28 protein-coding genes are annotated in these 25,314 nt (G+C 68.2%); 22 read left to right on the forward strand and 6 right to left on the reverse strand.

Going from position 1 to position 25,314, the window contains the following annotated elements:
* Nucleotides 1-218 precede the first annotated feature (218 nt).
* The 3 genes from ACIBVQ_RS24400 (at nucleotide 219) to ACIBVQ_RS24410 (ending at nucleotide 2,013) form a co-directional block, all read left to right on the forward strand.
* On the forward strand, nucleotides 219-737 hold the full coding sequence (locus ACIBVQ_RS24400; RefSeq protein ID WP_399180140.1) for a matrixin family metalloprotease: 519 nt from the start codon (nucleotides 219-221) through the stop codon (nucleotides 735-737).
* Nucleotides 728-1,309 (forward strand): hypothetical protein, encoded by a 582-nt coding sequence (locus ACIBVQ_RS24405; RefSeq protein WP_399180142.1) that lies wholly within the window; start codon nucleotides 728-730, stop codon nucleotides 1,307-1,309. Before ACIBVQ_RS24400 ends, ACIBVQ_RS24405 begins: the two co-directional genes overlap by 10 nt.
* A 311-nt stretch (nucleotides 1,310-1,620) precedes the next feature.
* Complete coding sequence (locus tag ACIBVQ_RS24410) at nucleotides 1,621-2,013, forward strand: helix-turn-helix domain-containing protein (protein WP_399180388.1); 393 nt, start codon at nucleotides 1,621-1,623, stop codon at nucleotides 2,011-2,013.
* A 318-nt stretch (nucleotides 2,014-2,331) separates the two neighbouring features.
* On the opposite strand, the gene ACIBVQ_RS24415 is transcribed toward ACIBVQ_RS24410, so the two are convergent.
* Nucleotides 2,332-3,126, reverse strand: coding sequence for a class I SAM-dependent methyltransferase (locus tag ACIBVQ_RS24415; RefSeq protein ID WP_399180144.1), 795 nt, complete (start codon nucleotides 3,124-3,126; stop codon nucleotides 2,332-2,334).
* 767 nt (nucleotides 3,127-3,893) lie between these two features.
* On the opposite strand from ACIBVQ_RS24415, the gene ACIBVQ_RS24420 reads away from it, so the two are divergent.
* The 19 genes from ACIBVQ_RS24420 (at nucleotide 3,894) to cas6e (ending at nucleotide 21,208) form a co-directional block, all read left to right on the forward strand.
* A complete protein-coding gene (locus tag ACIBVQ_RS24420; RefSeq protein ID WP_399180146.1) occupies nucleotides 3,894-4,871 on the forward strand; it encodes a UDP-glucuronic acid decarboxylase family protein in 978 nt (325 codons plus the stop codon).
* 9 nt (nucleotides 4,872-4,880) lie between these two features.
* Complete coding sequence (locus ACIBVQ_RS24425; protein ID WP_399180148.1) at nucleotides 4,881-6,410, forward strand: hypothetical protein; 1,530 nt, start codon at nucleotides 4,881-4,883, stop codon at nucleotides 6,408-6,410.
* Nucleotides 6,400-7,386, forward strand: a complete 987-nt coding sequence (locus ACIBVQ_RS24430) for a hypothetical protein (protein ID WP_399180150.1) — start codon at nucleotides 6,400-6,402, stop codon at nucleotides 7,384-7,386. Before ACIBVQ_RS24425 ends, ACIBVQ_RS24430 begins: the two co-directional genes overlap by 11 nt.
* A 26-nt stretch (nucleotides 7,387-7,412) precedes the next feature.
* Nucleotides 7,413-7,775: a YybH family protein gene (locus ACIBVQ_RS24435; RefSeq protein WP_386191936.1), complete on the forward strand. Its 363-nt coding sequence runs from the start codon at nucleotides 7,413-7,415 to the stop codon at nucleotides 7,773-7,775.
* 1 nt (nucleotide 7,776) lies between these two features.
* Nucleotides 7,777-8,571 carry a hypothetical protein gene (locus ACIBVQ_RS24440; protein WP_399180152.1) on the forward strand — a complete coding sequence of 265 codons (795 nt, stop codon included), beginning with the start codon at nucleotides 7,777-7,779 and terminating at the stop codon, nucleotides 8,569-8,571.
* On the forward strand, nucleotides 8,568-9,947 hold the full coding sequence (locus ACIBVQ_RS24445) for a phenylacetate--CoA ligase family protein (protein WP_399180154.1): 1,380 nt from the start codon (nucleotides 8,568-8,570) through the stop codon (nucleotides 9,945-9,947). The genes ACIBVQ_RS24440 and ACIBVQ_RS24445 overlap by 4 nt, the downstream gene beginning before the upstream one ends.
* Nucleotides 9,925-10,668, forward strand: coding sequence for a hypothetical protein (locus ACIBVQ_RS24450; protein ID WP_352014360.1), 744 nt, complete (start codon nucleotides 9,925-9,927; stop codon nucleotides 10,666-10,668). Before ACIBVQ_RS24445 ends, ACIBVQ_RS24450 begins: the two co-directional genes overlap by 23 nt.
* A 24-nt stretch (nucleotides 10,669-10,692) precedes the next feature.
* Nucleotides 10,693-11,721, forward strand: coding sequence for a glycosyltransferase family 2 protein (locus ACIBVQ_RS24455; protein ID WP_362778411.1), 1,029 nt, complete (start codon nucleotides 10,693-10,695; stop codon nucleotides 11,719-11,721).
* Nucleotides 11,718-12,953, forward strand: a complete 1,236-nt coding sequence (locus ACIBVQ_RS24460; protein WP_352014362.1) for an ATP-grasp domain-containing protein — start codon at nucleotides 11,718-11,720, stop codon at nucleotides 12,951-12,953. Before ACIBVQ_RS24455 ends, ACIBVQ_RS24460 begins: the two co-directional genes overlap by 4 nt.
* A complete protein-coding gene (locus ACIBVQ_RS24465) occupies nucleotides 12,923-13,609 on the forward strand; it encodes a hypothetical protein (protein WP_352014363.1) in 687 nt (228 codons plus the stop codon). Before ACIBVQ_RS24460 ends, ACIBVQ_RS24465 begins: the two co-directional genes overlap by 31 nt.
* Nucleotides 13,610-13,611: 2 nt before the next feature.
* Nucleotides 13,612-14,889 carry a phenylacetate--CoA ligase family protein gene (locus ACIBVQ_RS24470; protein ID WP_399180157.1) on the forward strand — a complete coding sequence of 426 codons (1,278 nt, stop codon included), beginning with the start codon at nucleotides 13,612-13,614 and terminating at the stop codon, nucleotides 14,887-14,889.
* A complete protein-coding gene (locus ACIBVQ_RS24475; RefSeq protein ID WP_399180159.1) occupies nucleotides 14,886-16,130 on the forward strand; it encodes a hypothetical protein in 1,245 nt (414 codons plus the stop codon). The genes ACIBVQ_RS24470 and ACIBVQ_RS24475 overlap by 4 nt, the downstream gene beginning before the upstream one ends.
* Before the next feature lie 4 nt (nucleotides 16,131-16,134).
* Nucleotides 16,135-17,151 carry an NAD-dependent epimerase/dehydratase family protein gene (locus tag ACIBVQ_RS24480; RefSeq protein ID WP_352014366.1) on the forward strand — a complete coding sequence of 339 codons (1,017 nt, stop codon included), beginning with the start codon at nucleotides 16,135-16,137 and terminating at the stop codon, nucleotides 17,149-17,151.
* 185 nt (nucleotides 17,152-17,336) lie between these two features.
* Entirely contained in the window at nucleotides 17,337-18,683 is a 1,347-nt protein-coding gene (locus tag ACIBVQ_RS24485) for a glucose/sorbosone family PQQ-dependent dehydrogenase (protein ID WP_399180162.1), read from the forward strand.
* Between the two features lie 56 nt (nucleotides 18,684-18,739).
* Nucleotides 18,740-18,880, forward strand: coding sequence for a pyrroloquinoline quinone precursor peptide PqqA (gene pqqA / locus ACIBVQ_RS24490; RefSeq protein ID WP_352014368.1), 141 nt, complete (start codon nucleotides 18,740-18,742; stop codon nucleotides 18,878-18,880).
* Between the two features lie 60 nt (nucleotides 18,881-18,940).
* Nucleotides 18,941-19,612: a pyrroloquinoline-quinone synthase PqqC gene (pqqC, locus tag ACIBVQ_RS24495; protein WP_399180164.1), complete on the forward strand. Its 672-nt coding sequence runs from the start codon at nucleotides 18,941-18,943 to the stop codon at nucleotides 19,610-19,612.
* Nucleotides 19,609-19,848, forward strand: a complete 240-nt coding sequence (gene pqqD / locus ACIBVQ_RS24500) for a pyrroloquinoline quinone biosynthesis peptide chaperone PqqD (RefSeq protein ID WP_399180166.1) — start codon at nucleotides 19,609-19,611, stop codon at nucleotides 19,846-19,848. Before pqqC ends, pqqD begins: the two co-directional genes overlap by 4 nt.
* On the forward strand, nucleotides 19,836-20,909 hold the full coding sequence (gene pqqE / locus ACIBVQ_RS24505; RefSeq protein WP_399180168.1) for a pyrroloquinoline quinone biosynthesis protein PqqE: 1,074 nt from the start codon (nucleotides 19,836-19,838) through the stop codon (nucleotides 20,907-20,909). Before pqqD ends, pqqE begins: the two co-directional genes overlap by 13 nt.
* Nucleotides 20,906-21,208: a type I-E CRISPR-associated protein Cas6/Cse3/CasE gene (gene cas6e, locus ACIBVQ_RS24510; RefSeq protein ID WP_399180390.1), complete on the forward strand. Its 303-nt coding sequence runs from the start codon at nucleotides 20,906-20,908 to the stop codon at nucleotides 21,206-21,208. Before pqqE ends, cas6e begins: the two co-directional genes overlap by 4 nt.
* Before the next feature lie 81 nt (nucleotides 21,209-21,289).
* Here cas6e and ACIBVQ_RS24515 read toward each other — a convergent pair whose 3' ends face one another.
* Genes ACIBVQ_RS24515 through ACIBVQ_RS24535 form a run of 5 tightly spaced genes read right to left on the reverse strand, consistent with a single transcriptional unit; the run spans nucleotide 21,290 to nucleotide 25,312 of the window.
* A complete protein-coding gene (locus ACIBVQ_RS24515) occupies nucleotides 21,290-22,048 on the reverse strand; it encodes an enoyl-CoA hydratase-related protein (protein ID WP_352014379.1) in 759 nt (252 codons plus the stop codon).
* 37 nt (nucleotides 22,049-22,085) lie between these two features.
* Entirely contained in the window at nucleotides 22,086-22,580 is a 495-nt protein-coding gene (locus ACIBVQ_RS24520; RefSeq protein ID WP_362778446.1) for a hypothetical protein, read from the reverse strand.
* Entirely contained in the window at nucleotides 22,577-23,869 is a 1,293-nt protein-coding gene (locus ACIBVQ_RS24525; protein ID WP_399180170.1) for an NAD(P)/FAD-dependent oxidoreductase, read from the reverse strand. Before ACIBVQ_RS24525 ends, ACIBVQ_RS24520 begins: the two co-directional genes overlap by 4 nt.
* A gap of 9 nt (nucleotides 23,870-23,878) precedes the next feature.
* Entirely contained in the window at nucleotides 23,879-24,073 is a 195-nt protein-coding gene (locus ACIBVQ_RS24530; protein ID WP_352014382.1) for a ferredoxin, read from the reverse strand.
* Nucleotides 24,074-24,094: 21 nt separating this feature from the next.
* Nucleotides 24,095-25,312: an aromatic ring-hydroxylating dioxygenase subunit alpha gene (locus ACIBVQ_RS24535; protein ID WP_352014383.1), complete on the reverse strand. Its 1,218-nt coding sequence runs from the start codon at nucleotides 25,310-25,312 to the stop codon at nucleotides 24,095-24,097.
* Nucleotides 25,313-25,314: the final 2 nt, after the last annotated feature.

Below are 25,314 nucleotides of genomic sequence, written 5' to 3' on the forward strand. Positions count from 1 at the left end.
CTTTCGTAAACATCGCCTATCTGGCTGCGATCTTCGCCCTGTTTCATCTCACCCGGATTCCCACCCGACAATTTAAGCACCCTCTAATAGTTTCAGACATCCCGTAACGGAACACCAAGGGTAACCATTGCCTGGTCGGCACCAAGACATCAAGAACGATTATGACTACTTCAAAACAACTCTTGCTTCCACGCGACCTCGTACCTAACATCTTAACCATGGTAAAAAAATCGTTCAGGGCCGGAGCGTTGCGAGTTGGCGCATCGTTCATTCTCGCCCTAGGCCTCGGCCTCGGTTATCAGTCTGCGGCACACGCATATGTCCTTACAGGCGAGTACGCAGTAGACGAGGGCGAGATTCGATGGGTCGACAGCACCCGGTGGGATGACGCGCGCAAAAATGCCCATAGCGTCTGGAATGCACTCGGGTGCATTACGATAGCCGCCGACACCAGTGGAACGTATAGCGATATAGAATGGCTCGACTATTCAGAAAATGACGACACGTACGGCATCTACGATAATGACTCGATCGGAACGGACGAAATTTATTTAAACTCGTACTACATGTCCGGATTCAGCACTGCAAGAAGGCGTAACGTCGCCGCCCACGAGCTAGGGCATGCCCTTGGGCTCGGCCACGTGTCGAATGGATCAGCCCTGATGTACTACGACAATACAACAATTACGTCACCACAAACCGACGACAGAAACGGATACAGAGCCCAATGGTGCTGAAGGTGAAAATAGCACGCCCTGCCTTATATCAGGTGCTCGCCGGCTGCGTTGCGGGGGCACTGACCGTCGGGGCGATCGGGGTGATCGCTCGCCCCGACTTCTCGGTAAGCCACGTTCACAGCCAGCGCGCCTTCGATTACTCCGATGAAAGAAAGCTCGCGGGATGGGCTGACAACGTTTTTATCGGACGCGTAACCGCCAAGACCGGACAGACTACGTATGGCACTACAGACATTCCAGTCACGCTTTGGAGTGTAGATGTCTCCGAAAGCCTGAAGGGCACCTTCACCGGTACGGTCACTGTAGCTCAGCGTGGCGGATATAACTCGTTGACCAACACTCTGAAAGTGTTCGAAGAGGACACCCTCCTCAGCGCTGGTCAAGAGTATCTGTTTGCAACTCGAGTCAACAGCGCCGGCCTGAACGTCTTAACCCCCAAATATGGGGACGTTCCGCTTTCAGGCGAGGCGAACAGTGTCGGAGAGACAAACAGTCGGGCGGCAGTTCATGAGCGGTGGAAGAAGGCCATCGCAAATCAGGTGCCTCGCGATCAGCTTATCCCGAAGAATTAACGACAGCAGTCCGGCCTAAGTATCGACACCGCATAAATAATGCGAGAGCTTTACAGAGTGACCACTGACGAAAAAAGCCACCCGCCGTACCCAAAAAGCCATGAACCGAGTCATGTAGACAATAAGTATTGTACTCATTGAGCGGCACGGCAACCTTGTCTCCGCCCGAGCGGTGAACCGCAGCCGCATTGACTGATCGCCGATCCGAAAAAATTACCTTCCTGATCTTTAATTCGTGGTGATCGACAGTCGTGTGAGCGCGTAGGGTTCTGCGGTGTGTCCAGGTCACGCGGTATGCGCAAGGCGGTGGACTGACCGCCGTCCAACGAGCCAAGCGTGAGCAGGTACGGCTGCGCGCGGCCGAGTTGTTCGCCCGCGGATACACCGATAAGCAGGTGGCCAAAGAACTACGGGTCAGTCGGATGTCGGCCAACCGGTGGCGCCGGGCCTGGACCTGTGGTGGCTACGCGGCCCTGGCCTTCAAAGGCCCGGCGTCGCTGCCGCGGCTGAGCCAGGCGCGGTTCGCCCGGCTGGAGGCCGCGCCGCTACGAGGTCCGGCCGCGCACGACTGGGGCGATCTGAACCGGCACATCTGCCCGGAGACGCGGCGCTTCATCGCCGACAACGATGACTGGCTGCGGGTCTTCCAGCTGCCGTCCTATGCTCCCGACCTCAATCCGGTGGAGGGCGTCTGGTCCTGCTGAACCGCGGCGGGCCGGCCGACCTCGCCGCGGCAAGCCTGGATCACCTGGTGCGCGTGATCAAGCGGGGCTGAAGAAGATCCAGTACCGGCCGCATCTGATCGACGGCTGTCTGGCCGGGACCGGCCTGGCTCTCAAGTCGTCGTAACCCCACGAACTAAAGATCAGTGATCGGCGGCCATACCTCTGCCCCTTTTTCCGACTTCCCTTTGCGCACCCTCCTGAACTGGGACTTTACTCTCGGGTTGCTCATCGCCCTGAAGGGTTCGCGACGACCGCGTGCGCGGTCCGAGGCCGTAGACGGTGGGTCGCTCATCACCGTCACAGGCGGCGGCCGACGGTGAGGACGGCCAGCCAGTGGCGGGTCAGCCGGCCGTCCGGGCGTACGGCCAGCAGGCGGCGCACCTCCCCGTAGAGGTGTTCGCGCTTGGACGCCTGCATGGCGATGTGGCCGGAGAAGGTGTCCAGCAGCGCGATGTACTCCTCGGCGGTGTACTTCCGCGCCCACACGTGGCGTCGCGTCCCGACGACCGCGAACTGTCCGGAGTCCTCGAACTCGACCGCGGTCGGGTCGGGCTGTTCCTCGGGCGTCGGTGGTGGCCAGGCCGCGCCGTCGCCCTCCCCCATCTCGTCGTAGACCCGCTGGATCTCGGTGAAGAAGGGGTCGAAGTCCTCGGGGAAGGCGTGCTGGGCGTCCCACACGGCCAGGTGGCCGCCGGAGGGCAGCAGGGCGGCGGCCCTGTCGTACTTCAGCCGGGGGTCGATCCACTTCCACGCGGTGGCCGCGTAGAGAAGGTCGAAGGGGGAGTCGTCCCGTGGCCGCCAGGTCTCGAACGGGGCGGTGACCACCGAGACGGCGGGGAAGTCGCGTAGTTCGCGCCGCGCCTCCCCGGCGAGGGCCGCGCCGAGCTCGACCGCCGTGATCCGGAAGCCCAGCCTCGCCAGGGGGATGGTGGCCTTTCCCGGGCCGCAGCCGACTTCGAGCAGGTTCGCGGGCGGTTCGATCCCCGTCATCGTGAGCAGGTCGGTGTACAGATCGGCCGGATAGTCGGGACGCGCCCTCTGATAGTCGGCGGCCACGGTGTCGAAGGTGGTTCGCAGGTGTTCTCGGGACATCTCCTCATTCTGGCGGACGCACCGGGGGCGGGAGAGCGCTCTTCCCAGAAGAAAACGTGAAGGCTAAAGGAAATGGCCGGCCGGGTGATTTTCCGGGGGCGCGGGGAAGGGGGAATCGGCGCCGGGGAAAAGGGCTCCTCGGCCTGGCTTCTGCACGCTCCGCTCCGCGTGCCCGGGAGAAGTGGGGCCACCTCCTCATGGAACGTTCCTGTCCGGAAACCGGACAGGTCATCACCCGAGGGCGTTGCAGCAGATTACCGACGTTTGGGGAGGTCAGGGGAGGGGCGGAGCGTCCTCCACATGCCAATCGGCGTCCGAGGATAAAAGTTGTCGCCACATGCACAGTCAGGGCCGGATGACAACGGACCCAAATGATTGACAGGGGCGCCGTTAAACACACGTACAGTGATCGTTAATGATCAAGGCGTGCTCAACGGACCACATAACCGCAGGTCAGAGGCCATTTTTCGGCGCCCCGTCCAGCGGGCGAAAGCCCGCCCGCCGCACCCGAGATGTCCGACATATATGCATATATCACCTTGTTTACAGCTTTCGGCGACGAAGGTGTTGACGGTGACACCGCCGTCGGAATACTCTCCGGAACGTCAAGAGCGCTCTTAACCGTCCCTCAACGAAGCGTTCATCACCCAGCGGCGTCTTCGGTTGCGCAGAATTAGTTTTCCGCACCCAGAAAACATGCGAATAAGGAATGTCAAGGTGTTTCCCATAACCGTCTTCGGGGCCACAGAGGAAAGTCAGAAGATCTCATGATAAGGCCCGTCGTGGCCATTACCGGAGGTGCCGGATTTCTCGGCTCGCATCTTTGCGAGCGATTTCTGGCCGAGGGGTACCAGGTCATCTGCATTGACAACTTCCTCACCGGGGCCGTCGCCAACGTCGAACACCTCATGACCGACGGACACTTCCGCCTGGTACGCGCGGACGTCTCCGAGCATCTGGCCGTCGTGGGAAGGGTGGACGCCGTCCTCCACTTCGCCTCCCCCGCCTCGCCCATCGACTATCTCCGGCTCCCCATCGACACGCTGCGGGTCGGCTCGAACGGCACGTACAACGCCCTCGAACTGGCCAGGGAGAAGGGCGCGCGGTTCGTCCTCGCCTCGACCTCCGAGGCGTACGGCGACCCGCAGGTCCACCCGCAGCCGGAGACCTACTGGGGCAACGTGAACCCGGTCGGCCCGCGTGGTGTCTACGACGAGGCCAAGCGCTTCGCCGAGGCCATGACCATGGCCTTCCACAGGGCGCACGGTGTGGACACCGCGATCCTGCGGATCTTCAACACGTTCGGTCCGAGGATGCGGCCCTTCGACGGCCGCGCGATCCCGACGTTCGTCAGGCAGGCGCTGCTCGGCGAGCCGATCACGGTCGCCGGGGACGGCAGCCAGACCAGGTCGATCTGCTACGTGGACGATCTGGTCGAGGGAGTCTTCCGGGTGCTCAACTCGGACATGCCCGGCCCGGTCAACATCGGCAACCCGCACGAGATCTCCATGCTCGACCTCGCCGAGTGGATCAGGGAGCTCACCGGCACCGCCTCGCGGGTCACGTTCGTGCCCCGGCCGCAGGACGACCCCGAGATCCGCCGTCCCGACATCACGCTCGCCACGACCCGTCTCGGCTGGGCGCCGAGGACGCCGGTCGAGCAGGGGCTGCGGCAGACCATCGCCTGGTTCCAGGAGCATCCGCGGCTGTGGAGCGTCGAGAACCTGGCCGGAGCGGTCTCCTAGGACGAAGGCATGAGCACCACGAGGACCGGCTACGCCGACCTGTTCCAGCAGGATCACACCCAGCCGCACTGGGCCTACCACTACGCGCGACGCCTGATCGACCGGCACGGCCCCGAGCGGCGGGTGGTGATCCAGACCAGCATGTCGCCGACGGGCTGGTTCCACGTCGGCAACTTCCGCGACACCGCCTGCGCCTACCTGGTGCACCGCGCGCTTGAACGGCTCGGGCGCAGGTCGTCGATCCTGCTCAGCTTCGACGACTACGACCCGGTGCGGCCGGCCCAGGCCGCGGCCCAGTCCGAACTGGCCGGGTACGGGACGCGTCCGCTGGGCGCGGTGACCGAGCGCAGCAGGCGGATCTGCCGTCGCTACATCGACGAGCTGAAGCGGATGGGCATCTGTCCCGCCGAGGCCGACGCCGACGGCCGTACCCCGGCCGGTTCTCCCTGGCAGACCCACTACCAGTACGAACGTTACCTGTCCGGCACCTACGTGCCCCTGCAGCGCCGCTACCTGCGCGGTGCCAGGAAGCTCGCCAAGCTGCTGGACCAAGCCCCCGAGCACCTGTTCACGGTCTACTGCGAGCAGTGCGGCCGGGGCAGCACCCGTAACCTGCGGCTCGGCCACGACCGGGTGCGGTACGCCTGCGAGTCCTGCGGCGCGCTCGCCACCACCAGGCGCGTCGAACTGGTCAAGCCCTCCTGGGCGCTGGACTGGACGCTGCGGGTGACCCACGAGCGCATCGACTGCGAACCCGCAGGTCAGGACCACTGCAGCGCGGGCAGCACGATGGACCGCACCCAGCCGATCTACCGCGGTTACCTGCGCGCGCACCAGCCGGTGATCGTGCCGTACGGCCTCGTCCGCCAGTTCGGCGACCGGGGCAAGGTCTCCGGCTCCCGGGGCGGCGGCATGACGGTCGGCGACCTGCTGCGGGTGATGCCGCCCCGGCTCGTCCTGTTCCTGTACGGCAGGCCGAACTGCCTGTCCGACATGCGGCTCGGTCTCGACCGGGCCTCCTTCCTGGGCGCCTACGACGCCTACGACCGGTTCCTGGCCGAGGTGCGCGAGGGCGACCCGAAGGCCGTCGCGCTCCACGAGCTCATCGACGGGGACGGCGACACCGCCCCACTGCCCCGGATGCGGGCCGTACTCGGGCTGCTGCACTCGCACAGCTACGACGCCGAGCGGGTCGTCGCCCTGACCGGGGGGACCCCGGAGGTCGCCGAGCGGGTCGGGCACGCCCTGGCCTGGCTGGCCGGGTACGGGCGGTGCTGGATCGACGAGGTCTCCGACGCCGAACCCGGCCCGCTCCTGGCCGGGGACGCGCTGCCGGAACGCTGGGACCGCGCCTCCTACCGGGACCTCTACCTGACGTTGTTCGGCACCGAGTCCGGTCCGCCGCTGCGGCGGCTCGACAGGACGTTCGGCCGGGACGCGATCGTCGCCGCCGTCCACGCCTACCGTGACCGTGCCGAGCGCCCGCTGCGTGAGCGGGTGCTGGGCAGGCTCAGGCCAGGTGATCCCGGTGCGCGCTGAGATCATCGACCCCACGACCGAGCCGGTGCCCGCCGACTGGGAGATCTTCCGCAAGCAGGAGGGTCTGATCGCGGCCTGGCAGGTACGGGCGCTCACCGCGATCGCCTGGTGCTCGACCAGCCCGGTCTACCTGGGCGTTGTACGGCAGGGCGGCCAGGTGGTCTGCCTGTTCACCGGCTCGGCCGGCGGGCCGTCACGGCGGCGCGGGTACGCCGAGCCCGGCTCCATGCCGCCGGTCGGGTGGTTCGACTGCCACCTGCCGGTCGGGTTCACCGGCGGGTTCGCCTTCGCCGCCGACCTGTCCGTCGCGGAGCGGGCCGAGGCGGCGGCCGCGTTCGAGAAGGCGGTGCGCCGCAGGTTGGGCAGGCGCTGCCTGGGCGTGCTGTACCGGCAGGTCACCGCCGAGACGATGCCCGTGTTCGGCCGCCGGTTCCGGCCCAGGATCACCACGGCGCCCAACACGTTGCTGCGCAACCGCTGGGCGAGCCTGGACGACTACTTCGCCGACCTGCCGCGTGACCGGCGGCGCAGGCTGCTGCGGATCCACACCGAGGCGTCCGAACGGACCCGGGTGCTGCGGGGAACCTGCGGCATCGACGCCGCACGGGCCAGCGCGCTGGCCTGCGCCACCGTGCGCAAGCACAGCCCGTACGCCCCGCCCCTGCCCGTGCGCTACTTCGAGGCGCTCGGCGGGGAGGAGGGGGTGCGTTACTTCGGGCACCTCGACGGGGACCGGCTGCTGTCCTTCGACCTGACCTTCGACGACGGCAGGCGGCTGGTCACCACGGTGAACGGCTCGCTCGACGTGCGGGACGGCGGACGGCGCGACCTCTACTTCGACCTGTACCTGCGGGAGATCGACTACATGATCTCGCACGGCCGTGAGGGCTGCGAGTTCGGCAAGGGCATGGCCGAGCTGAAACAGCGGTTCGGCAGCGAGCTCGTCCCCCAGTCCCTGGTGATCGCCGCCTGGTGACCCAGAGCGTTTCAGAGAGGAAGACCATGGAGTTCCCCCAGGCGCTTGACGCGCACCTGACGGCGATCCGCTCCCGTGACCTGGACGGATACCTGGAGACCGTGCACCCGGACGCGACGGTGATCCTGCCGAACGGGACGTTCCTGCGGGGTAGGGACGCCGTCGCCGAGTTCCACACCTCGTGGTTCGGCGACCCCGACTGGTCGCTGCGGACCGAGACCGTCCGCATCTCGACGGCGGGTGAGTCGGCGTTCGCGCTGCTCTCCGTGGTCTACGACGACCTGGACCCCGAGGGCAAGCCGTACCAGAAGGAGTACTACCTGACGCTGTACTTCACGCTGGTCGAGGGCCGGTGGCTGCTCCTGCACGACCAGAACACCTTCTGCTGACATGTGGACTCGGGGGTTCTCGGAAAGGGCCTGGGAGCGGGGGTGCCGGGAGACGGTGGCGCGGGCGTTCGCGGCCGTGCCGTACTACCGGGAGATGTGGGCCGTGGCGGGCGCGCGGCTCGACGAGCCCGAGGCGACGCCGGTGACGCGGCTCGACACGGTGCTCGACCGGCTGTATCCGCTGGACGCGCCGTACGTGCGGCGGCGGGAGGAGCCGCTGTGGGTCGGGGAGCCCGCCGAGCTGTTCGAGGCGCTCGAACTGACCGGCGCCCACCGGCGTGACCTGCCGCTGTTCGAGGTACGGACGTCCCTGCTGGACTGGGAGCGGATCGGTCCCGGCGGGGGGCGCTACCACGTCGTGCTCAGCGCGTCCGCCGAGGTCGCCGACCCGGAGCTCCGGCAGGGGCAGTTGCGGGCGCTGCGGGAGGCCCGTGATCCCGGGCTGCTCGCCGACGCCGCGCAGCTCACCGAACTGGACGGCGGGACGGCCGGGGCCCGGGTCTTCCTGCGCCGCTCCCCCGCCGAGCTCGCCGAGGACGGTGCGACCGCAGGGGTCACCGAGGTCGTGCACGACGAACGGCTCGGCTACCTGGGCGCACGGCACCGGGGCTGTGGCCGTACGCACCTGAACTGGCGGCGGGTCCACGCGCGGACCGGTGGGTCGGGGCCGCTGTTCACGATGACGCGGCGGCGCAGGCCGACGCTGGCGAACATCGCCCTGCCCGGCACCACCCACCTCACCGTCGGCCGCTGCGCCGAGCACGGCACGCCGACCCTGGACGGGGGGCCGCGATGAGCAGGCTGCGCTCGACGATCAGTCTCGCGCCCGTCGCCTACAACCTGGCCATGATCCGCAGGCAGGAGCGCCTGCCCCACGCCGAGCAGCTGCGGATCCAGTCCCGGCTGCTGCGCGAGCTGGTACGGCACGCCCACGCCGACGTCCCGCACTACCGCAGGACGCTCACCGCCGCCCAGGTCGAGGGGGTGCGCACCGCCCACGACCTGGCCGGCCTGCCGACGCTCGACCGGATCACCCTGCACGACGCCCCCGCGCGGGACATGCTCGCGGCCGGTTTCACCACGGAGAACACCCGGGCCGCCACGACCAGCGGTTCCTCCGGCATCCCGATCACGGTCCGCAACTCGGAACGCGACCTGGGGTACCTGCGGGCGACCTACCTGCAGGACATGCTGGCCAACGGGCTGCGTCCGACCGACCGCATCGCCTACTTCCGGGTCATGTCGTTCCTGCGGCACCCGCTGGAGCGGTTCGGCATCCTGCGCAACCACCACATTCGCACCGACCGGCCGCTGGACGAGCAGGTCGAGGCGTTCCTCGCGGCCAGGCCGACCTTCCTGATCGGCTTCCCCAACGTCATCGCCAGCATCGTGGACGAGCTGAAGCGGCGCGGTATCACCCACGAGGGCGTCAGGACCGTGCTGTTCGGCGGGGAGCGGCTCACCCCGACCGCCCGCGCCCACATTCTCGACTACTTCGGCGCCTCCCACCGGGAGGTGTACGCCTCGGTCGAGGTCTTCACGATCGCCCGTACCTGCCCGGCGGGCAGCATGCACCTGCGCACCTCCGACCTGGTCGTCGAGGTCGAGCACGACGACGGGACCGTCTCCGTCGAGGACGGCGTCGGGGAGATCCTGGTGACCAGGCTGCGCAGCGAGGCGATGCCGCTGATCCGCTACCGGCTCGGTGACCGGGTGCGGATCTCCCCCAACGACTGCCCCTGCGGGGTCGCGACCACCCCGATCGTGCGGGAGGTCGTCGGCCGCAGTCAGGACCGCATCGTCGCCGCCGACGGCAGGCGTTACTACGGCGACTTCATCTCCACCGTCATCCAGGACTTCTCCCAGGTCGTCCGGCTGCAGATACTCCAGCCGCGACCGGGGGCGGTCGAGGTGCTGGTGATCCTGTCCGGGGACGCGCCCGACGACGTGACAGCCGACATCGAGCGGGAGGTCCGGCGCAGAGCGCCCGGCCTGGACGTCACCGTACGGCGCACACATCGGATCACTCCAGAAGCCAACGGAAAGATCAAGCTTGTGAAGGTGCTCACTCCCACCGGAGAACGTGTGCCTTCCGGGGGTCCTGCCTCAGCGGAGGGCGGACCGTTACCACAGAAAGGTCGGATGTCAGATGTCGCTGAAGGAAACGATTGACCAGCGTCTCGCCGAGCACCTGGAGACCACCTACACCGACGAGCACGCCGTGCGTAAACTCTCGCAGCACTTCCGCCGTGAGGGCTACGTGAAGCTGCCCGAGCTGGTCTCCAAGGACCTGTTCCAGGAGGTCAGCACGGAGGTCCACCGCCTGCTCGACCTGCACGAGAAGCGGATCGACATCCAGCTCGCCGAGACGGGTAACTCCCCCCGTTACATGAGCACGATCAGCCAGCAGGCCATCGCCAAGGACAGCGAGCTCATCCCCGCCGTCTACGAGTCGCAGGCGCTGATGGGCTTCCTGTCCAGGATCGCGGCCCAGCCGGTTCTGCAGTGCCCGTGGGAGGAGGAGAAGTACATCGCCATCCGCCAGCACAAGCAGGGTGACACACACGGCTGGCACTGGGGTGACTTCAGCTTCACCGTGATCTGGATCATCGAGGCCCCGGAGGCCAAGTACGGCGGCCAGCTCCAGTGTGTCCCGCACACCGACTGGAACAAGCAGGACCCGCGCGTCGAGGAGTACCTCCAGGCCCACCCGATCAGGACCTGGGGACACGTCACCGGCGACCTGTACTTCCTGCGGTCCGACACCACGTTGCACCGCACCATCCCGCTGAACGCGGACAAGACCCGCATCATCCTCAACACCTGCTGGGGCAGTGAGTCCGACAGCAAGAAGGAAGCCACCCACGAGACCATGCACGCGATGTTCGACTGACCGATGGCCGACTCCGTGCGTTCGATGGACACACGGGTGAAGCGGGGGGCGGGCCGTGTCCCGCCCCCCGGCATCACCGCGATGGTCCCCTGCTACAACGAGATCGCCTGCGTCGATCGTGCCTACCGGGAGATCCGGGCCGAACTGTCGAGGTACGACGACGTCGAGCTGCTGTTCGTCGACGACGGCAGCACCGACGGCACGCTTGAGGCGATCAAGGGGTTCGCCGCCGAGGACCCCCAGGTGAAGTACATCTCCTTCGCCAGGAACTTCGGTCTTGAGGCGGCCTTCTCCGCGGGGTTCAAGTACGCCTCGAAACCGTGGACGGTCCAGTTCGACGCCGACCTGCAGTCGCCGCCGCACGAGATGCACCGTCTGGTGGACAAGGCGCTCGAAGGGTACGACGTGGTCTTCGCCGTACGTGAGAACCGGCAGGACCCGTGGCACCGGCGGCTCGGCACCTGGGCTCACCAGACGATCGCCAGGAAGTGGCTGGGCATCGAGCTGCCCCAGGGGGCGTCGGTGTTCCGGATCGTCCGCACGAGCGTGGCGCACAAGGTGGTGGACAGCAGGCTGTCCACGCCGTACTTCATCGCCACCGCGCCGTTGCTCGGCGCCCGCTACACCACGTTGCCCACCGCGCACCAGCCCCGCCTCGACGGCCAGGGCAAGTGGAATCTGCGCAAGCTGTTCTCGCACGCCGTCGAACTGTTCTTCGGGTTCTCGTTCCGGCCGCTGACCTGGCTGATCGGCCTGTCCGCGGCGGTGATGGCCATCGGTACGGCGGTGCTCGCGCTGGCACTCGCCGGGGGGCTCGGGGCCGTCGCGGTCGAACTGGCCGGGCTGACGGCCGTACTGGTCACCCTCGCCCTGCTGATGGTGATCGCGCGTTACCTCGTGCGGGTGATGCGGGTGCAGGCCATCGGCGTGCCCCGCTACCAGATCCGGGAGGCCAACATCCCGATCCGCGCGCAGGAAGCCCTCTACGGCTACGAGACACCCGACGTCAGCGGTCACTTCAGGGAACCAGAGGTCTGGGAGGACGCCAGTTGAGAAACCTCATCGTGCTCGGCGGGGGCGAGGACCAGATCCCCGCGTACCGGGAGGGCCGCAGGCTCGGCTACCGGGTGATCGGCGTCGACCAGCGCCCCGACGCGCTCGGCGCCGCCGAGGCCGACCACTTCCTCTGCATGACCAGCAGGGACCCCGAGGGCATCGCCCGCGCCCTGGGGCCGATCGAGGTCGCGGCCGTCATCTCCCCCGCCAGCGACGCCGCCCAGGAGTCGGTCGCCGAGCTGAGCCGCATCTACCGGACCGCGCACCAGGTCGCGCCGGACGCGCTGCGCTGCTCGGTCGACAAGGGCTTCTTCCGTGAGGTGGTCGCCCGGGTCGGGCTGCCCACCTACCGGCACGTCCAGCACGACGACGTGGACAGCCTCATGGCGGCGGCGGCCGAACTGGGCTACCCGCTGATCGTCAAGCCCGCCGACTCCTCCGGCAGCAAGGGGATCACCGTCCTCGACGACCCCGCCGACCTGCCGGGGGCGATCGAGCACGCCCGCAAGTACTCCTTCTCCCGGCAGGTGATCCTGGAGGAGCTGATCGAGGGCAGGCACGGCGCCGTCGAGTGCTTCCTCGCCGGGGGCGAGCTGGCGTTCATGGCGGTGACCGACCGGGTCATCACCGGGCCGCCCGCGATGATCAGCGTGGCGCACACCGTCCCGGCCGACCTCGACGAGGACGTCCACACGCGGCTGCGCGAGGCGGTCGTCGCGATCTGCGCCGAGGTCGGGCACCGGCAGGGGCCGGTCAACCTCGACTTCGTGCTCACCCCGACCGGCGACATCCACCTCATCGAGATGGGCGCCAGGCTCGGCGGCAACGGCATGCCGCTGATGGTCAGGCACGCCTTCGGGCTGAACACCGTCGAGGCCGCCATCCGGCTGGCCCTCGGCGAGCCGCTGACGATCGACGTCACCGAGCACCGTACGGCGACGCTGCGGATCCTGGCGGCCGAGACCGACGGGACGCTCACCGCCGTCGAGGGACTCGACGCCCTGCGGCGGATGCCCGAGGTCGTCGAGGTGCAGGTGTTCAAGGCACCCGGCGACCACGTGAACGCCTACACGCAGGCGGGACACAAACTTGGCTACCTGGTGATGGTGGCCGACACGCGCGAGGCGCTCGACGAGGCCGTCGACCGGGCTCTGCGCACCCTCCGATTCGAGATCGAGCCTGACACGAGAGGTCAACGATGCTCCCCCGCAAGCCCCTCGGCTTCCTGATATTCGTCGCGCTGGCCGTCGCCGCCGCCGCCTTCGTCTGGTTCGGCCTGCCGCACGACCGGGAGGTGAAGTCACTCGGGCTGTTCCTGGTGAAGCTGCTGCCGTTCGTCTTCGCCACCGAGGCACTGGCCAGGCTCGACGTGGAGTGGGCCAAGCGGCTCAAGCTTCCGCTGATCACGCTGCCGGTGGCGTTTCTGGTGTTCTTCCTCTACTTCGTGCCGAAGATCTTCTTCTACGGCGGTGTGGAGACCGGGACCAGGGAGTCCTTCTACGCGCTGTACTACCACGTGCTCACGCTGACCCCGCTGATCATCCTGACGATCACGCTGGCCAACCGGCTCGGCGGCGGCACCGCGGCCCTCACCCGCAGGCTCGCCTACGGCATGCTGCTGCTGATGCTGTCCGGCCTTGAGGACTTCGCCTTCCTCACGGTCAACGACCACACCGACCCGGCCTACGCCACCATCCCCGCCGTGTGGGACTGGGCCTCGCACATGACCGTGTTCATCGGCCACCCGCCGACCAGGAACGAGGCCTACGCCTTCATCATCGTGCACGTCATCCTGGCGCTGCTGGTGTTCTTCAGCCCCCAGCGCTGGTGGGACGCGCTGGCCAACCGGGTCAGGCCGCGCGGGACGCGGTCGGAGAGCGCGTAACGATGCTGGTCCGGGAGGCGGCATACATACCGCTCACCATCGCCCGGCAGTACGGCGGCGCGGCCGGGCTGCGCCGCCGTCAGCTCAACGGGCTCAACCGGATACTCGACGTGGCCCGTACCCGGGTGCCCTACTACCGCGACGACCCCCGCTACGCCGGAGGGCCGCTGCGGAGCCTGGCCGACCTGGCACGCCTTCCGGTGCTGGACAAGCAGGCGCTCCGCGACGAGCCGCTCGAACGCATGCTCGCCGACGGCGTCGACCTGGACGACTGCCTGTCCTTCCAGACCAGCGGGAGCACCGGGCGCCGGGTCAGGATCGTGCACGACCAGGACAGCCACGACTACCACATGGCCGCCTGCGTGCGCCGGTTCCTGGCGACCGGCCGCTACCTGCCGACCGACCGGCTCAGCCACATCCGCCCGTTCGCGCCGCCGGCCCGCATGTTCGAGAGGTTCAACCTGTTCCGCAGGCACGTGATCCTCTCCAACCGGCCGATGCGGGAGATCAAGGCGGAACTGCTGGCCAACCGGCCCAAGGTGCTGATCGGCTACCCGGTCCACCTGCGGGCGCTGCTGCGGGCACTCACCCCGGAGGAGATGGCACAGCTGCGCCGTACGCTGCGGATCGTCATGACCGAGTCCGAACTGCTGCTGCCCGAACACCGGAAGCTGTTCCAGGAGCAGTTCGGCGCCCCGGTCTTCGACGAGTACTCGGCGTTCGAGGTGCTCAACGTCACCTACGACTGCCGTCACGGCCGCGCCCACCTGGGTGAGGACCGGGTGTACTGCGAGATCGTGGGCGACGACGGCGCCGTGCTGCCCGACGGGGAGCCGGGCAACGTCGTCGTGACGGCCTTCCTCGAACGGGCCATGCCGCTGGTCCGCTACAGGCTGGGCGACATCGGGTTCATCTCCCCGGAGCGCTGCCCCTGCGGGCGTCGTTTCCGCACCCTGCGGCTGACCACGGGGCGGAGCAACGACTACGTCACGCTCCCCTCGGGGGAGAAGCTCTACCCGGACGCGTTCCTGCACCTGGCCGCCACCCATCCCGGGGTCAGCGAGTGCTTCGTGCACCAGGACGCGACGGGCCTGGTGCGGGTGCACGTGGTCCCGGCGGACGAGGCGGGCGAGGAGGTGTACACGACCGTACGGCAGAAGCTGTTCACCCTGGCCGGAGGGGAGTTCCCGCTTGAGGTCGTGCCCGCGGAGACCGTACGGATCACCGTCGGGGGAAAGGGAAGGTTCGTCACCTCCGACTACGCCGCCCCCCTCACATGAGGCTGCCGGGGACTCCGAAGACACGGGCCCTGGTGATGCTGCTCGGCGGACGGGCGGCGTTCCGGGGCACCGTGCTGCTGTCCAATCTGGCGTTGCTGGCCGCCTGGGGGGCGAACGGGTACGCGGACTACGCCCAGGCCATGGGCAGCATGATGTTCCTGGCTCCCCTGGCCTCGATCGGCATCGAGAAGTGCGCGCTGAAGCTGATCCCGAGGCTGCGGCCGACCGTCGCCTCACTGCTGGTCGGCGTCTTCGTCACACTCTGCGCGCTGCTGCTGACCGTGGCGCTCACCGTGCTGGCGACCACGGTCGCCCTCGGTCACTCCGGCCACTGGGCGACCGCCGGGCTGGCCGGGCTGTACGCGATCTGCGTCGGCCTCACCCAGGTGATGGTCGGCCTGTCCAGGGCCCTCGGCAAGCCGAAACGGGACGTGGCCGCCCATCTGACGCTCTGCGTGGCGCTGGCCTGCTGGACGGTCGTGGTGGTCGTCCTCAAGGTCTCCCCGGTGACGTTCCTGACGTTGACCGTGGCCACGATGGCCACGGTCAACGTGGTGCTGCTGGTCATGCTGCGGCCCCGGTTCGACGGGCTGCGGCGCCCTACGCTCGTGCGGGCCGCGATGCGGACGTCACTGCTGATGGCGATCCCCGACCTGGTCGGCGGCCTGTCGATGAGCCTGCTGTTCGTGGCGCTCTCGGTGACCGGCGCGCGGGCCGAGAGCACCGGCCTCTACATGGCCTCCGTCGCCTCGGCCCTGTTGCTGAACGCCTTCTCCTACCTGCTGCGCGTCCTGCAGCCCGACGTCTCACGCTCCCTGAACCAGCGCGACCTGACCGCGACCTACGACCGGCTGTCGCGCTGGCTGCGGCTGCTGGTGCTGGCCGGGGTGGTGTACGTGCCGGCCGTACTGGCGCTGGCGCTGGCGGTGCTGCGGCCGTACGGCGGGGCCGGGGTCGTCATCGTCTACGCGGCGTGCGTGCCGGTCATCTTCGCGGTCGGCAGCGCCAACTACGTGATGGAGAACGCCAGCGCCGGGGCCCTGGCCGCGACCTCGGCGGGGGCGGCCGTCTCGCTGGTCGCGGTCGGGGCGCTGGCCTTCTCGATCGTGCCGTGGGCGGGCGCGCTCGGCGCGGTGACCGTGCTGGCCTTCGGCGAACTCGTCCACGCCCTGGTGATCCTGCGCTGGCTGCGCACCCTGGACAAGCCCGCGTCTCACATCCTCATCGGTGAAAGGAAGTAGTCCCATGACCTACACCTCGCTCGTCACCGGGGGTGCCGGGTTCATCGGCTCCCACGTAGCGGCCGACCTGCTCCGCGCCGGTCACCGGGTCGTGGTGCTCGACGACCTGTCCGGCGGGACCGCCGGGAACGTCCCGGCCGGTGCCCACTTCCACCAGGGCGACATCTGCGACCCGGGCGTGGTCGACGCCCTGTTCGCCGAGTGGAGGTTCGACCACGTGTTCCACCTGGCGGCCTACGCCGCCGAGGGACTCAGCCACTTCATCAAGCGCTACAACTACACCAACAACGTGGTCGGCAGCGTCAACCTCATCAACGCGGCCGTCAACTCCGGCAACGTCCGCTGCTTCGTCTTCACCTCCTCCATCGCCGTGTACGGCCACGCCGAACCGCCGATGACCGAGGACCTGATCCCCTCCCCGGTCGACCCGTACGGCATCGCCAAGTACGCCGTCGAGCAGGAACTGAAGGTCAGCCACGAGATGTTCGGCCTGCCGTACATCATCTTCCGCCCGCACAACGTGTACGGCGAGCGGCAGAACATCGGCGACCGCTACCGCAACGTCATCGGCATCTTCATGAACCAGATCCTGCGCGGCGAGGAGTGCGTCATCTTCGGCGACGGCGAGCAGACCAGGGCCTTCAGCCACATCGACGACGTGGCGCCGCCCATCGCCCGTTCGATCGAGAACCCCCGGGCCTACGGGCAGACCTTCAACATCGGGGGCGACACGCCGTACACCGTCAACGAGCTGGCCGAGGCGGTCGCCGCGGCGATGGGTGTCGAGGCGCGCGTGCGGCACGTCGAGGCCAGGCACGAGGTCGTGCACGCCTTCTCCTCGCACGACAGGGCCCGCGAGATCCTCGGCGTCGGCGCCGGCTCCGTCCCCCTGTCGGAAGGCCTCACCCAGATGGCCGCCTGGGCCAAGAAGCACGGCCCCCAGGAGCCCTCGATCTTCTCCGGCATAGAGGTGTCCAAGAACATGCCCCCGTCCTGGCGGTCCGTCGTCACCTCCGACTGACCCTCCTTCCCCCGAAGCGCCACCTCCGCGTGGCGCTTCGGCGTTTCTCCGGCGACGCGCCCGGGTGATGCTTCGGGGAAATCCCCTCACCGGCGCCCCCATGCGTGCGGTAAACACGGCTCAAAAACTGTCCGCAATATCCACTTATGCGTTGGTTTATGCCTACCGTGGGCACCATGGCCCGCATGGAAAGAAAGCTGCAGGTTTTCGCCGTGGCGGCGACCGCGGCGTCCGTGCTGACCGGCCCGGCGGCACCCGGCTCCGGGACCGCTCCCACGCCCGAGGCGAAGATCGTCGCCACGGGCCTGAAGGATCCGTACGAGCTGGTCATGGGCCCCGACGGGCACCTGTGGCTCACGGAGAAGAGCGGGCTGAAGGTCAAGCGGGTCAAACCGAACACCGGCGCGGTGAGCACCGTACTGGACCTGTCCGGCCAGGCGGTCCACACCCCGACGAGCAAGGACGGACTGCTCGGGCTGGCCTTGCACCCCGACTTCGGTAAGGGGAAGGGCACCGACTACGTGTACCTGTCCTACACCTACAAGGGCAAGGACGGGAACAACACCAAGCTCACCCGCTACACCTGGGCCGACGGCAGACTGACCGGCGCCCGTGACATCCTCACCGGGCTTCCATCCAGCATCGATCACCAGTCCGCCCGCCTGCGGTACGGACCGGACGGCATGCTCTACTACACGATCGGCGACCAGGGCAACAACTACGACACGCGTCACTGCCTGCCCAACCACGCGCAGACCCTGCCCACCAGTGATCAGGTCGCCGGCCGGAACTGGACGGCCTACCAGGGCAAAGTGCTGCGGATGACGCCCGACGGCTCGATCCCCGGCGACAACCCCGTGATCGACGGGGTGCGCAGTCACGTCTACGCCTACGGCTTCCGTAATCCCGACGGGATGGTCTTCAAGGGCGGACGGCTGTTCGTGGCCGACCAGGGGCCGAGCACCGACGACGAACTCAACGAGATCAAGGCGGGAAAGAACTACGGCTGGCCCTACATCGCCGGATACAAGGACGACCAGGCTTACGTCTACGGTGACTGGGCCAAGGCGCCCGACTGCGCCAAGCTGCCCTACGACCCCAACAAGATCCCTCCGCAGGTGCCGCAGACCAAGGAGAGCGCCTTCACCCAGGCCGCCCAAGGCCCGCTGACGACGTACGGCACAACCGTCAGGAACGGCCACGACTTCGGCCTCACCCCGCCGTGCACCGAGGAGAAACTCGCCTACATGTGCTGGCCCACCCTGGCGCCCTCAAGCGTGGAGGTCGCGGGCGACGACCTGGTGGTCGCCATGCTCAAGGAAGGCATCGTCCACCGGGTCTCGGACAAGGGCACGACCAAGGACAAAAGGTATCGGACCATCAATCGCTACCGCGACACGGCCATCAGCCCCGATGGCGGAACCCTCTACATCGCCGTCGACTCCGCCGGGGTGACCAGGGACCGGCGCGGAGCGCCCACCACTCACCTGGCCGACCCCGGCGCGATCCTGGCGGTGCCGTACCAGCCCTGACCGGCGCCGGGCCGTGACCTCACGGACGTCGGCCGGAACACGACAAGGAGGAGATCATGAACGAGCGGAACGAGCCCGCGGAGGTTCGCCGGGAACCGGCACACGACCACGACGGGCAAGCCACCTGGCACAGACCCTCCTACCGCGTCATCGAGGCGTCCATGGAGGTGTCGGCCTACTTCCTGGCCGACCGATAAGCCGTCGCCCGCGGACCGGCCGGGCGTCGAGGTGACCGCCGAGGGAACGGTGATCGAGCTGTGCGGGACTTCGAGGTCGAGTTACGGGCCGTGGTCAGGAGCCGCTACCACGACCTGCACCCCTTCAACCAGCGCATGCACACGGGGCTGCTGTCCCGGCGGGAGTTGCGCGGGTGGATACTCAACCGTTTCCACTACCAACGGCACCTGCCGATCAAGGACGCGCTCATCCTGGCCAAGCTGGACCACCCCGACCTGCGCCGCCTGTGGATCCGCCGCATCGTCGACCAGGACGGCGCCTCCGACGGGGAGGGCGGCCTTGAGCGCTGGCTCCGCCTGGGCGAGGCGGCCGGGTGCGGCCGGGAGGAGATGTGGTCCGGCCGGGCGGTCCTGCCGGGGGTCCGGCTGGCCGTGGACGGATACGTGAACCTCTGCCGGCACGGCAGCGCGCTGGAGGCCGTGGCGGCCTCCCTCACAGAGCTCCTCGCCCCGGACCTGATGAGGACCCGGATCGCCGCGTTCGAGAAGCACTACCCGTGGATCGACTCCGACGGGTTGCGGTACTTCCAGGTCCGCATCGACCAGGGGCGCGAGGACGGCGAACAGGCGCTGCCTCTGGTGTTGTCCTGGGCCCGCGGCCCCACCGAACGGCAGACGGCGATCAGAGCGCTGGAATACAAGTGCGAGGTGCTGTGGACGCTTCTGAACGCGGTCGAGCGGGCCTACCGATGACCTGGCGTCCGTCGCTGAGCCCGGGTGCGCTGCTACGACACTGCCCGGTACGGCAGGCGGACCTGCTGATCGTGCCCGAACGGATCGTGGTGCTCAACGCCGAGGCGGCCGCCATCGTAGGGCTGTGCGACGGGCACAACACCGTCGAGGAGATCGCCGCGCGATTCCCCCGCGAGGTCTTCGCCGACGTCACGGAGTTCCTCCGGGACGTACGCGCCCAGGGATGGATCCGGTGAACGGGCCATGGGCCATGCTGGCCGAGGTGACCCACGGCTGCCCGCTGCGCTGCCCGTACTGCTCCAACCCCACCTCCCTGGTGACGAGGTCGGCGGAGCTGGACACCGCCACCTGGGTCCGGGTCTTCGACGAGGCCGCCGCGCTGGGCGTGGTCCACGCCCACCTGTCCGGAGGGGAACCACTGCTCCGTGGCGACCTGGCCGAGATCGCCGCGGCGGCGGCCTCGGCGGGTGTCTACACCCAGCTCGTCACCAGCGGTGTCGGCCTCACCCGGGAGCGGCTGGCCGAACTCGTGCGGGCCGGGGTGCGCGGTGTCCAGCTGTCCACGCAGGCCGCCGACGCGGCGGCCTCCGACCGCGTCGCCGGCCGCCCGTCCTTCGCGGAAAAGCGTCGGGCGGCGACGCTGATCGTGGAGGCCGGTCTGCCGCTGGGCCTCAACGTCGTGCTGCACCGGCACAATCTGGACGCCATCGACCAGATCGTGGAGCTGGGCATCGCCTGGGGGGCGCAGCGCGTCGAGCTGGCCAACGTCCAGTTCTACGGCTGGGGCCTGGTCAACCGGCGCGCCCTGATGCCCACACGAGCCCAGCTCGCCACGGCGAGGGAGAAGGTGGAGCGATGGCGCCGCCGCAGTGACCTTGAGCTGATCTGGGTGGTTCCCGACTACTTCGACGGCACCGCCAAACCCTGCATGGGCGGCTGGGGGACGCTCTCCCTGACCGTCGCACCGGATGGGCGCGCGCTGCCGTGTCCAGCCGCCTACTCCCTCCCCCTACGGCCGCCCAACGTGCGCGAGCACAGCCTGGAGTGGATCTGGTGGGAGTCGGAGGCGTTCAACGCCTACCGCGGCACCTCCTGGATGTCCGAACCGTGCTCCGGCTGCCCCCTCAGGCACCGGGATTTCGGAGGCTGCCGCTGCCAGGCGTTCGCCCTGACCGGCGACGCGGGCCGTACCGACCCGGCCTGCTCCCTCTCGCCCGATCACCACATCGTCAGCGACCTCACCACGGACCAGGACGACACGTTCGTCTACCGCTCCCACTCCCGCCGCGCCTGCTGAAACAACGGCCTCGCCGACCGCCGAACCCGCGAGGCGGCCGATCGACACGGCGGCACGGGTTCGTCGTTCCCGTGAGCCGCCAGGGCACGCCCGACGTGGTTCCCACCCCCGCTCCCAGGCTGGTCGGGAAGAAGCAGAAGGCGCAGCGCATCATCATCGATCCCGTCCGTTACGACGGTCATCTGGTGGTCACCGATCTCGATGCCTTCACCGCCGCGCTGGTCAACGGTGTCGGGCGTGCCAAGGCGTACGGCTGTGGCCTGCTCAGCCTGGCTCCTGCGCGTTCCATCCTCTCCTGAGGCCGAGGTTTCTGAGGCCTCGGCGCAGGTGATCCAGGCCGGCTCGGATCTGGAAGGCCGTACCGAAGCGACCGGCTGGGGTCAGTCGCCGGTGAATTTTGGGGTTCTGCCCTCCTGGATGGAGGCGAAGCCCTCCCTCAGGTCCTGGGTGCCGAACATCAGTTGGTAGCCGCGGCGTTCCAGGGCTATTCCCGCCTCGAAGGAGGTGTCCAGGCCGAGACGGACGACCTCCTTGATCTGCCGTACGGCCAGTCTGGGGCGGGAGGCGATCAGGGCGGCCAGTTCCACGGCCCGGTCGATGGCGTTTCCGGCGACCACCTCGGAGACGTAGCCGAGCCGGTGGGCGTCGTCGGCGCTCATCGGGGCGCCGGTGAGCAGGGCGTACATCGCGTTCTGCCGTCCGATGGCCCTGGGCAGGCGCTGGGTGGCGCCACCGCCGGGGACCAGGCCGATGGTGACCTCGGTCTGGGCGAAGCGCGCGTTCTCCGCGGCGATGACGAAGTCGCACTGGAGGATGAACTCGTTGCCGCCGCCGAAGGCGTCGCCGTTCACGGCGGCGATCACCGGCTTGCCGCTGTACCAGAACGCCTGGTGGGTGTAGGCGCGGATCGCGCCGACCACGTCGCGTCCGGCCTGTTCGCCCAGGTCGGCGCCGACGGCGAAGACGGTGTCGCCGCCGGTCAGGACGATGGCGCCGACGTCGTCGTCCTTGTTGAGCTCCTCGACGGCCGCGGCGAGCAGTTCACGTACCTCGGTGTTGAGCGCGTTGCGCACCTCCGGCCGGTTGAGCCGGATGATCGCGACGCCGTCGCGAGGCCTTTCGATCTCGACAACTGCCATGGGTGACTCCTGGCCTTTCCTACGCCCGGCGAGGGCGTCAGTGATGGGACTCGAAGGTGTCCATGTTGGGGTTGTTCCTGAGCTTTCCGAAGATCTCGGAGCCGGTGTTGATCCAGTGCGGCGCCTCGGGCGTTCCGGCCTCTCCGTCGAGGTCGGCGACGCCGATGAAGCAGACCATGAACCAGATCAGTTCGGCGGCGAACATCTCCGGGTGTCGCTGTGGATCGCGTCCGCCGACCCGCCGGGACCATTCGGCCATGGCCGTGTCCAGGTCGATCCGGAAGCCGAGGGTGTCCTCGGGGACGTCGGTGTCGTGGAAGATCACCAGGATCCGGTCCTTGCCGTCCTCGACCGTGTGCCGTACCTCCTCGAAGGTGAAGGCGGGCCAGAAGGGACGGTCGTGGAGGTACTCGTCCTCGGTCGGCGTGTGGGGGGCGCGGCGGTTGGTGCGGTAGCGGTCGCTCAGCAGCGACCACATGCTGTCCCTGATCACCTCGGGCAACGCCCGGTCACCGGTGGATTCGCCGTTCACCGTGCGTACACCTCCTCACTCGTCGTTTCCCCGGCCGGAGGTGCTCCGGCTGAAGGGTCTCCGGCCGACGAACCCCCGGCTGAAGGGGCTTCGGCCAGTTCGGCCTGGATGCGGGCCTTCATCCGCATCACCGCGCGGGGCGCGTTGACGCCCGCCGCGGCGACGATCCGGCCCTCGCGGAGGTAGGTCACGAACGGGTACCCGCCCGCCCCTGCCTCCTCGACGTGGACCTCGTCGTGACCACGGGCGTGGCCGACCATCTGGTACTTGAGGCCGTACTGGTCGGACCAGAAGTAGGGCACGTCCGCGAAGGCGGGCGGCCGCCTGTCCTCCTGGCCGGCCAGCCAGCTCTCCACGGCGTGCCGTGCCTGCGCCGAGGCGTTGCTCCAGTGCTCGACCCGCATCCGGTGCCCGAACAGGGGGTGGCGCCAGTTGGCGACGTCCCCCGCGGCGAGGATGTTGGGCCGCGCGGTGCGCAGCGTCTCGTCACAGCCGAGGCCGTCGGACAGGTCGAGGCCGCAGCCGTCCAGCCAGTCGCAGGAGGTCACCGCGCCGAGCCCGAGGACGACCATGTCGGCCGTGCTCTCCCGCCCGTCGTCGTAGGTCAGCGTGACCGGCCCCCGCGGCCCGGCCGACGACAGGGCGGTGACGGTCGTGCCGAGGCGGGTGGTGACGCCGTTGGCGTGGTGCTGTTCCAGGCAGAACCGGCCGAGTTCGGCGCCGAAGACGGCCTCCATGGGCAGTTGTCCCTGCACGATCAGTTCGACCGGCAGTTCGCAGGAGCGCAGGGAGGCGGCCATCTCGCTGCCGACCAGGCCCGCGCCGACGACCACGGTGCGGGGCCGTACGGCCAGCCGTTCCTTGATCCGTTCGGCGTCGGCGAGGGTGCGCAGGCTGTGCACGCCGGGCAGGCCGGCGAACGTCCTGGGCACCCTGGCGTTGGTCCCGGTGCAGACGAACAGGGCGTCGAAGGAGATCCACTCCTCCTTGGAGGCCCGGGTGACGAGGACCCGGTCGGCGTGCGGGTCGAGCCGCGCGCAGACCGCGCCGTCCATGATCCGCGTTCGCGGGCCGTACGGCCGTTGCACGGGCAGCCGGATCGTCTCCGCGGTGACCTTGCCCTGGATGAGTTCCTTGGACAGCGCGGGCCGGGAGTAGGGGGCCGTGCCCTCCTGGCCCCGTACCCAGACGATCCGCCCGGTGAAGCCGCGCCGTTCGAGTTCGGTGACCACGGTGTGACCGGCGAGGGAGCCGCCGGCCACCACGATGGTCTGTGACGTGTCGCCCACCACGGTCGATCACTCCTCCAGGGACAGGGCGAGGACCGGGCAGGAGGTGACCGACTGCCGGACCTGGGCCTGGACGGCCGGGTCGTCGGGGATCTCGTCCACGATGTGCAGGTTCAGGTCGTCGTCGATGTCGAAGACCTCGGGGGCGATGCCCATGCACACGCCGTTACCGTCGCACAGGGTGCGGTCGACAGAGATTTTCACGGTGTTTCCTCACTCGGGAGTTCAGCGGGTGGCCGAGGGTTCGGGGGCGCCTTCGACCAGGTCCACGTAGTCCTGGTAGCGCTTCAGCAGCCACTGGTTGAACTGCAGGAGCGACTCCTCCTGGAAGGAGTAGCGGCCGGGACGGCGGAACCGGGAGCGCATGCCCTTCTGCAGGGAGGCGTCCGAGCTGGCGTCCTGCTGGTGGAAGAGGACGAGGCCGTCCTGGGCGATCTTGTAGAGCTGTTCGAACCGCGGGTGCTTGGTGGACTCCTCCGGGTAGAGGTGGCCGATGCGCAGGTTCATGTGCTCGGGTCCCGCGGGCAGGACGAGGTAGTAGAACAGGCCCTCCGGCACCGCCCCGAAGCCGAGATTCGGGGGGATCGAGGCGAAGATGACCTGGTTGCGCTCCTTCTCGCCGAGGGTCGGGATGATCGGCAGCAGCGCCTTGGTGGTCGGGTTGAATCCGGCGTCGGCGTGGTAGAAGCCGGTCGGATGGTAGATCGCGCCCTCGTCGGGGCTGATCTCCACGAAGCTGGTCAGCCTGACGTGCGCGAAGTCGTGCAGCATGCCGTGGAGATAGGCGCTGTGGTACGGCTCGATGCCGTTCTCCAGCTGGGACTTCCAGTTCCAGGGGTTGTCGCGCAGTTCGGCCACCGGCATGCTCACCATGTCGCCGATGTGGTAGTTCTCCAGCTCGGCGGTCAGTTTGGTGAGGGTGGGCGCGAGGGGTTTCGCGTTCGGGTCGAGATTGGTGAAGACGAAGCCGTTCCAGATCTCGACCCGGTGCGAGGGGAGGTAGGCCTCTCCCTTGAGGTTCTTGAGGCCGACGGTGTCGTTCATGGAGGGCGCCGCGATGAGGTTGCCGTCCAGCCCGTAGGTCCAGGCGTGGAAGGGACAGCGGAAGAGCCTGCCGGTGTTCCCCGACCCCTCGCACACCAGGTGGGCCCGGTGCGCGCAGATGGGGCTGAGGACCCGGATCTCCATGTCCTTGCCACGGACCATCATCAGGGGCTCGTCGCCCATGTCGACGCGGACGAAGTCGCCGGGCTTCGGGATCTCGTCGACGCGGCCGAGGCACAGCCACTGCCGCATGAAGATGGCCTCCTGCTCGAAGGCGTAGAACTCCGGATCGACGTAGCACTCCCGGGGGAGGTTCCACCCGGTGGCCATGTCGTGGGAGCCGTCCTCGATGACCTTGAGGATTCGCCGGAGGTTCGCTGAGACGGGCGCCTGACCCATGA

The organism is Streptosporangium sp. NPDC049376 (genome assembly GCF_044466505.1).
In the GTDB taxonomy this organism is placed as follows: domain Bacteria; phylum Actinomycetota; class Actinomycetes; order Streptosporangiales; family Streptosporangiaceae; genus Streptosporangium.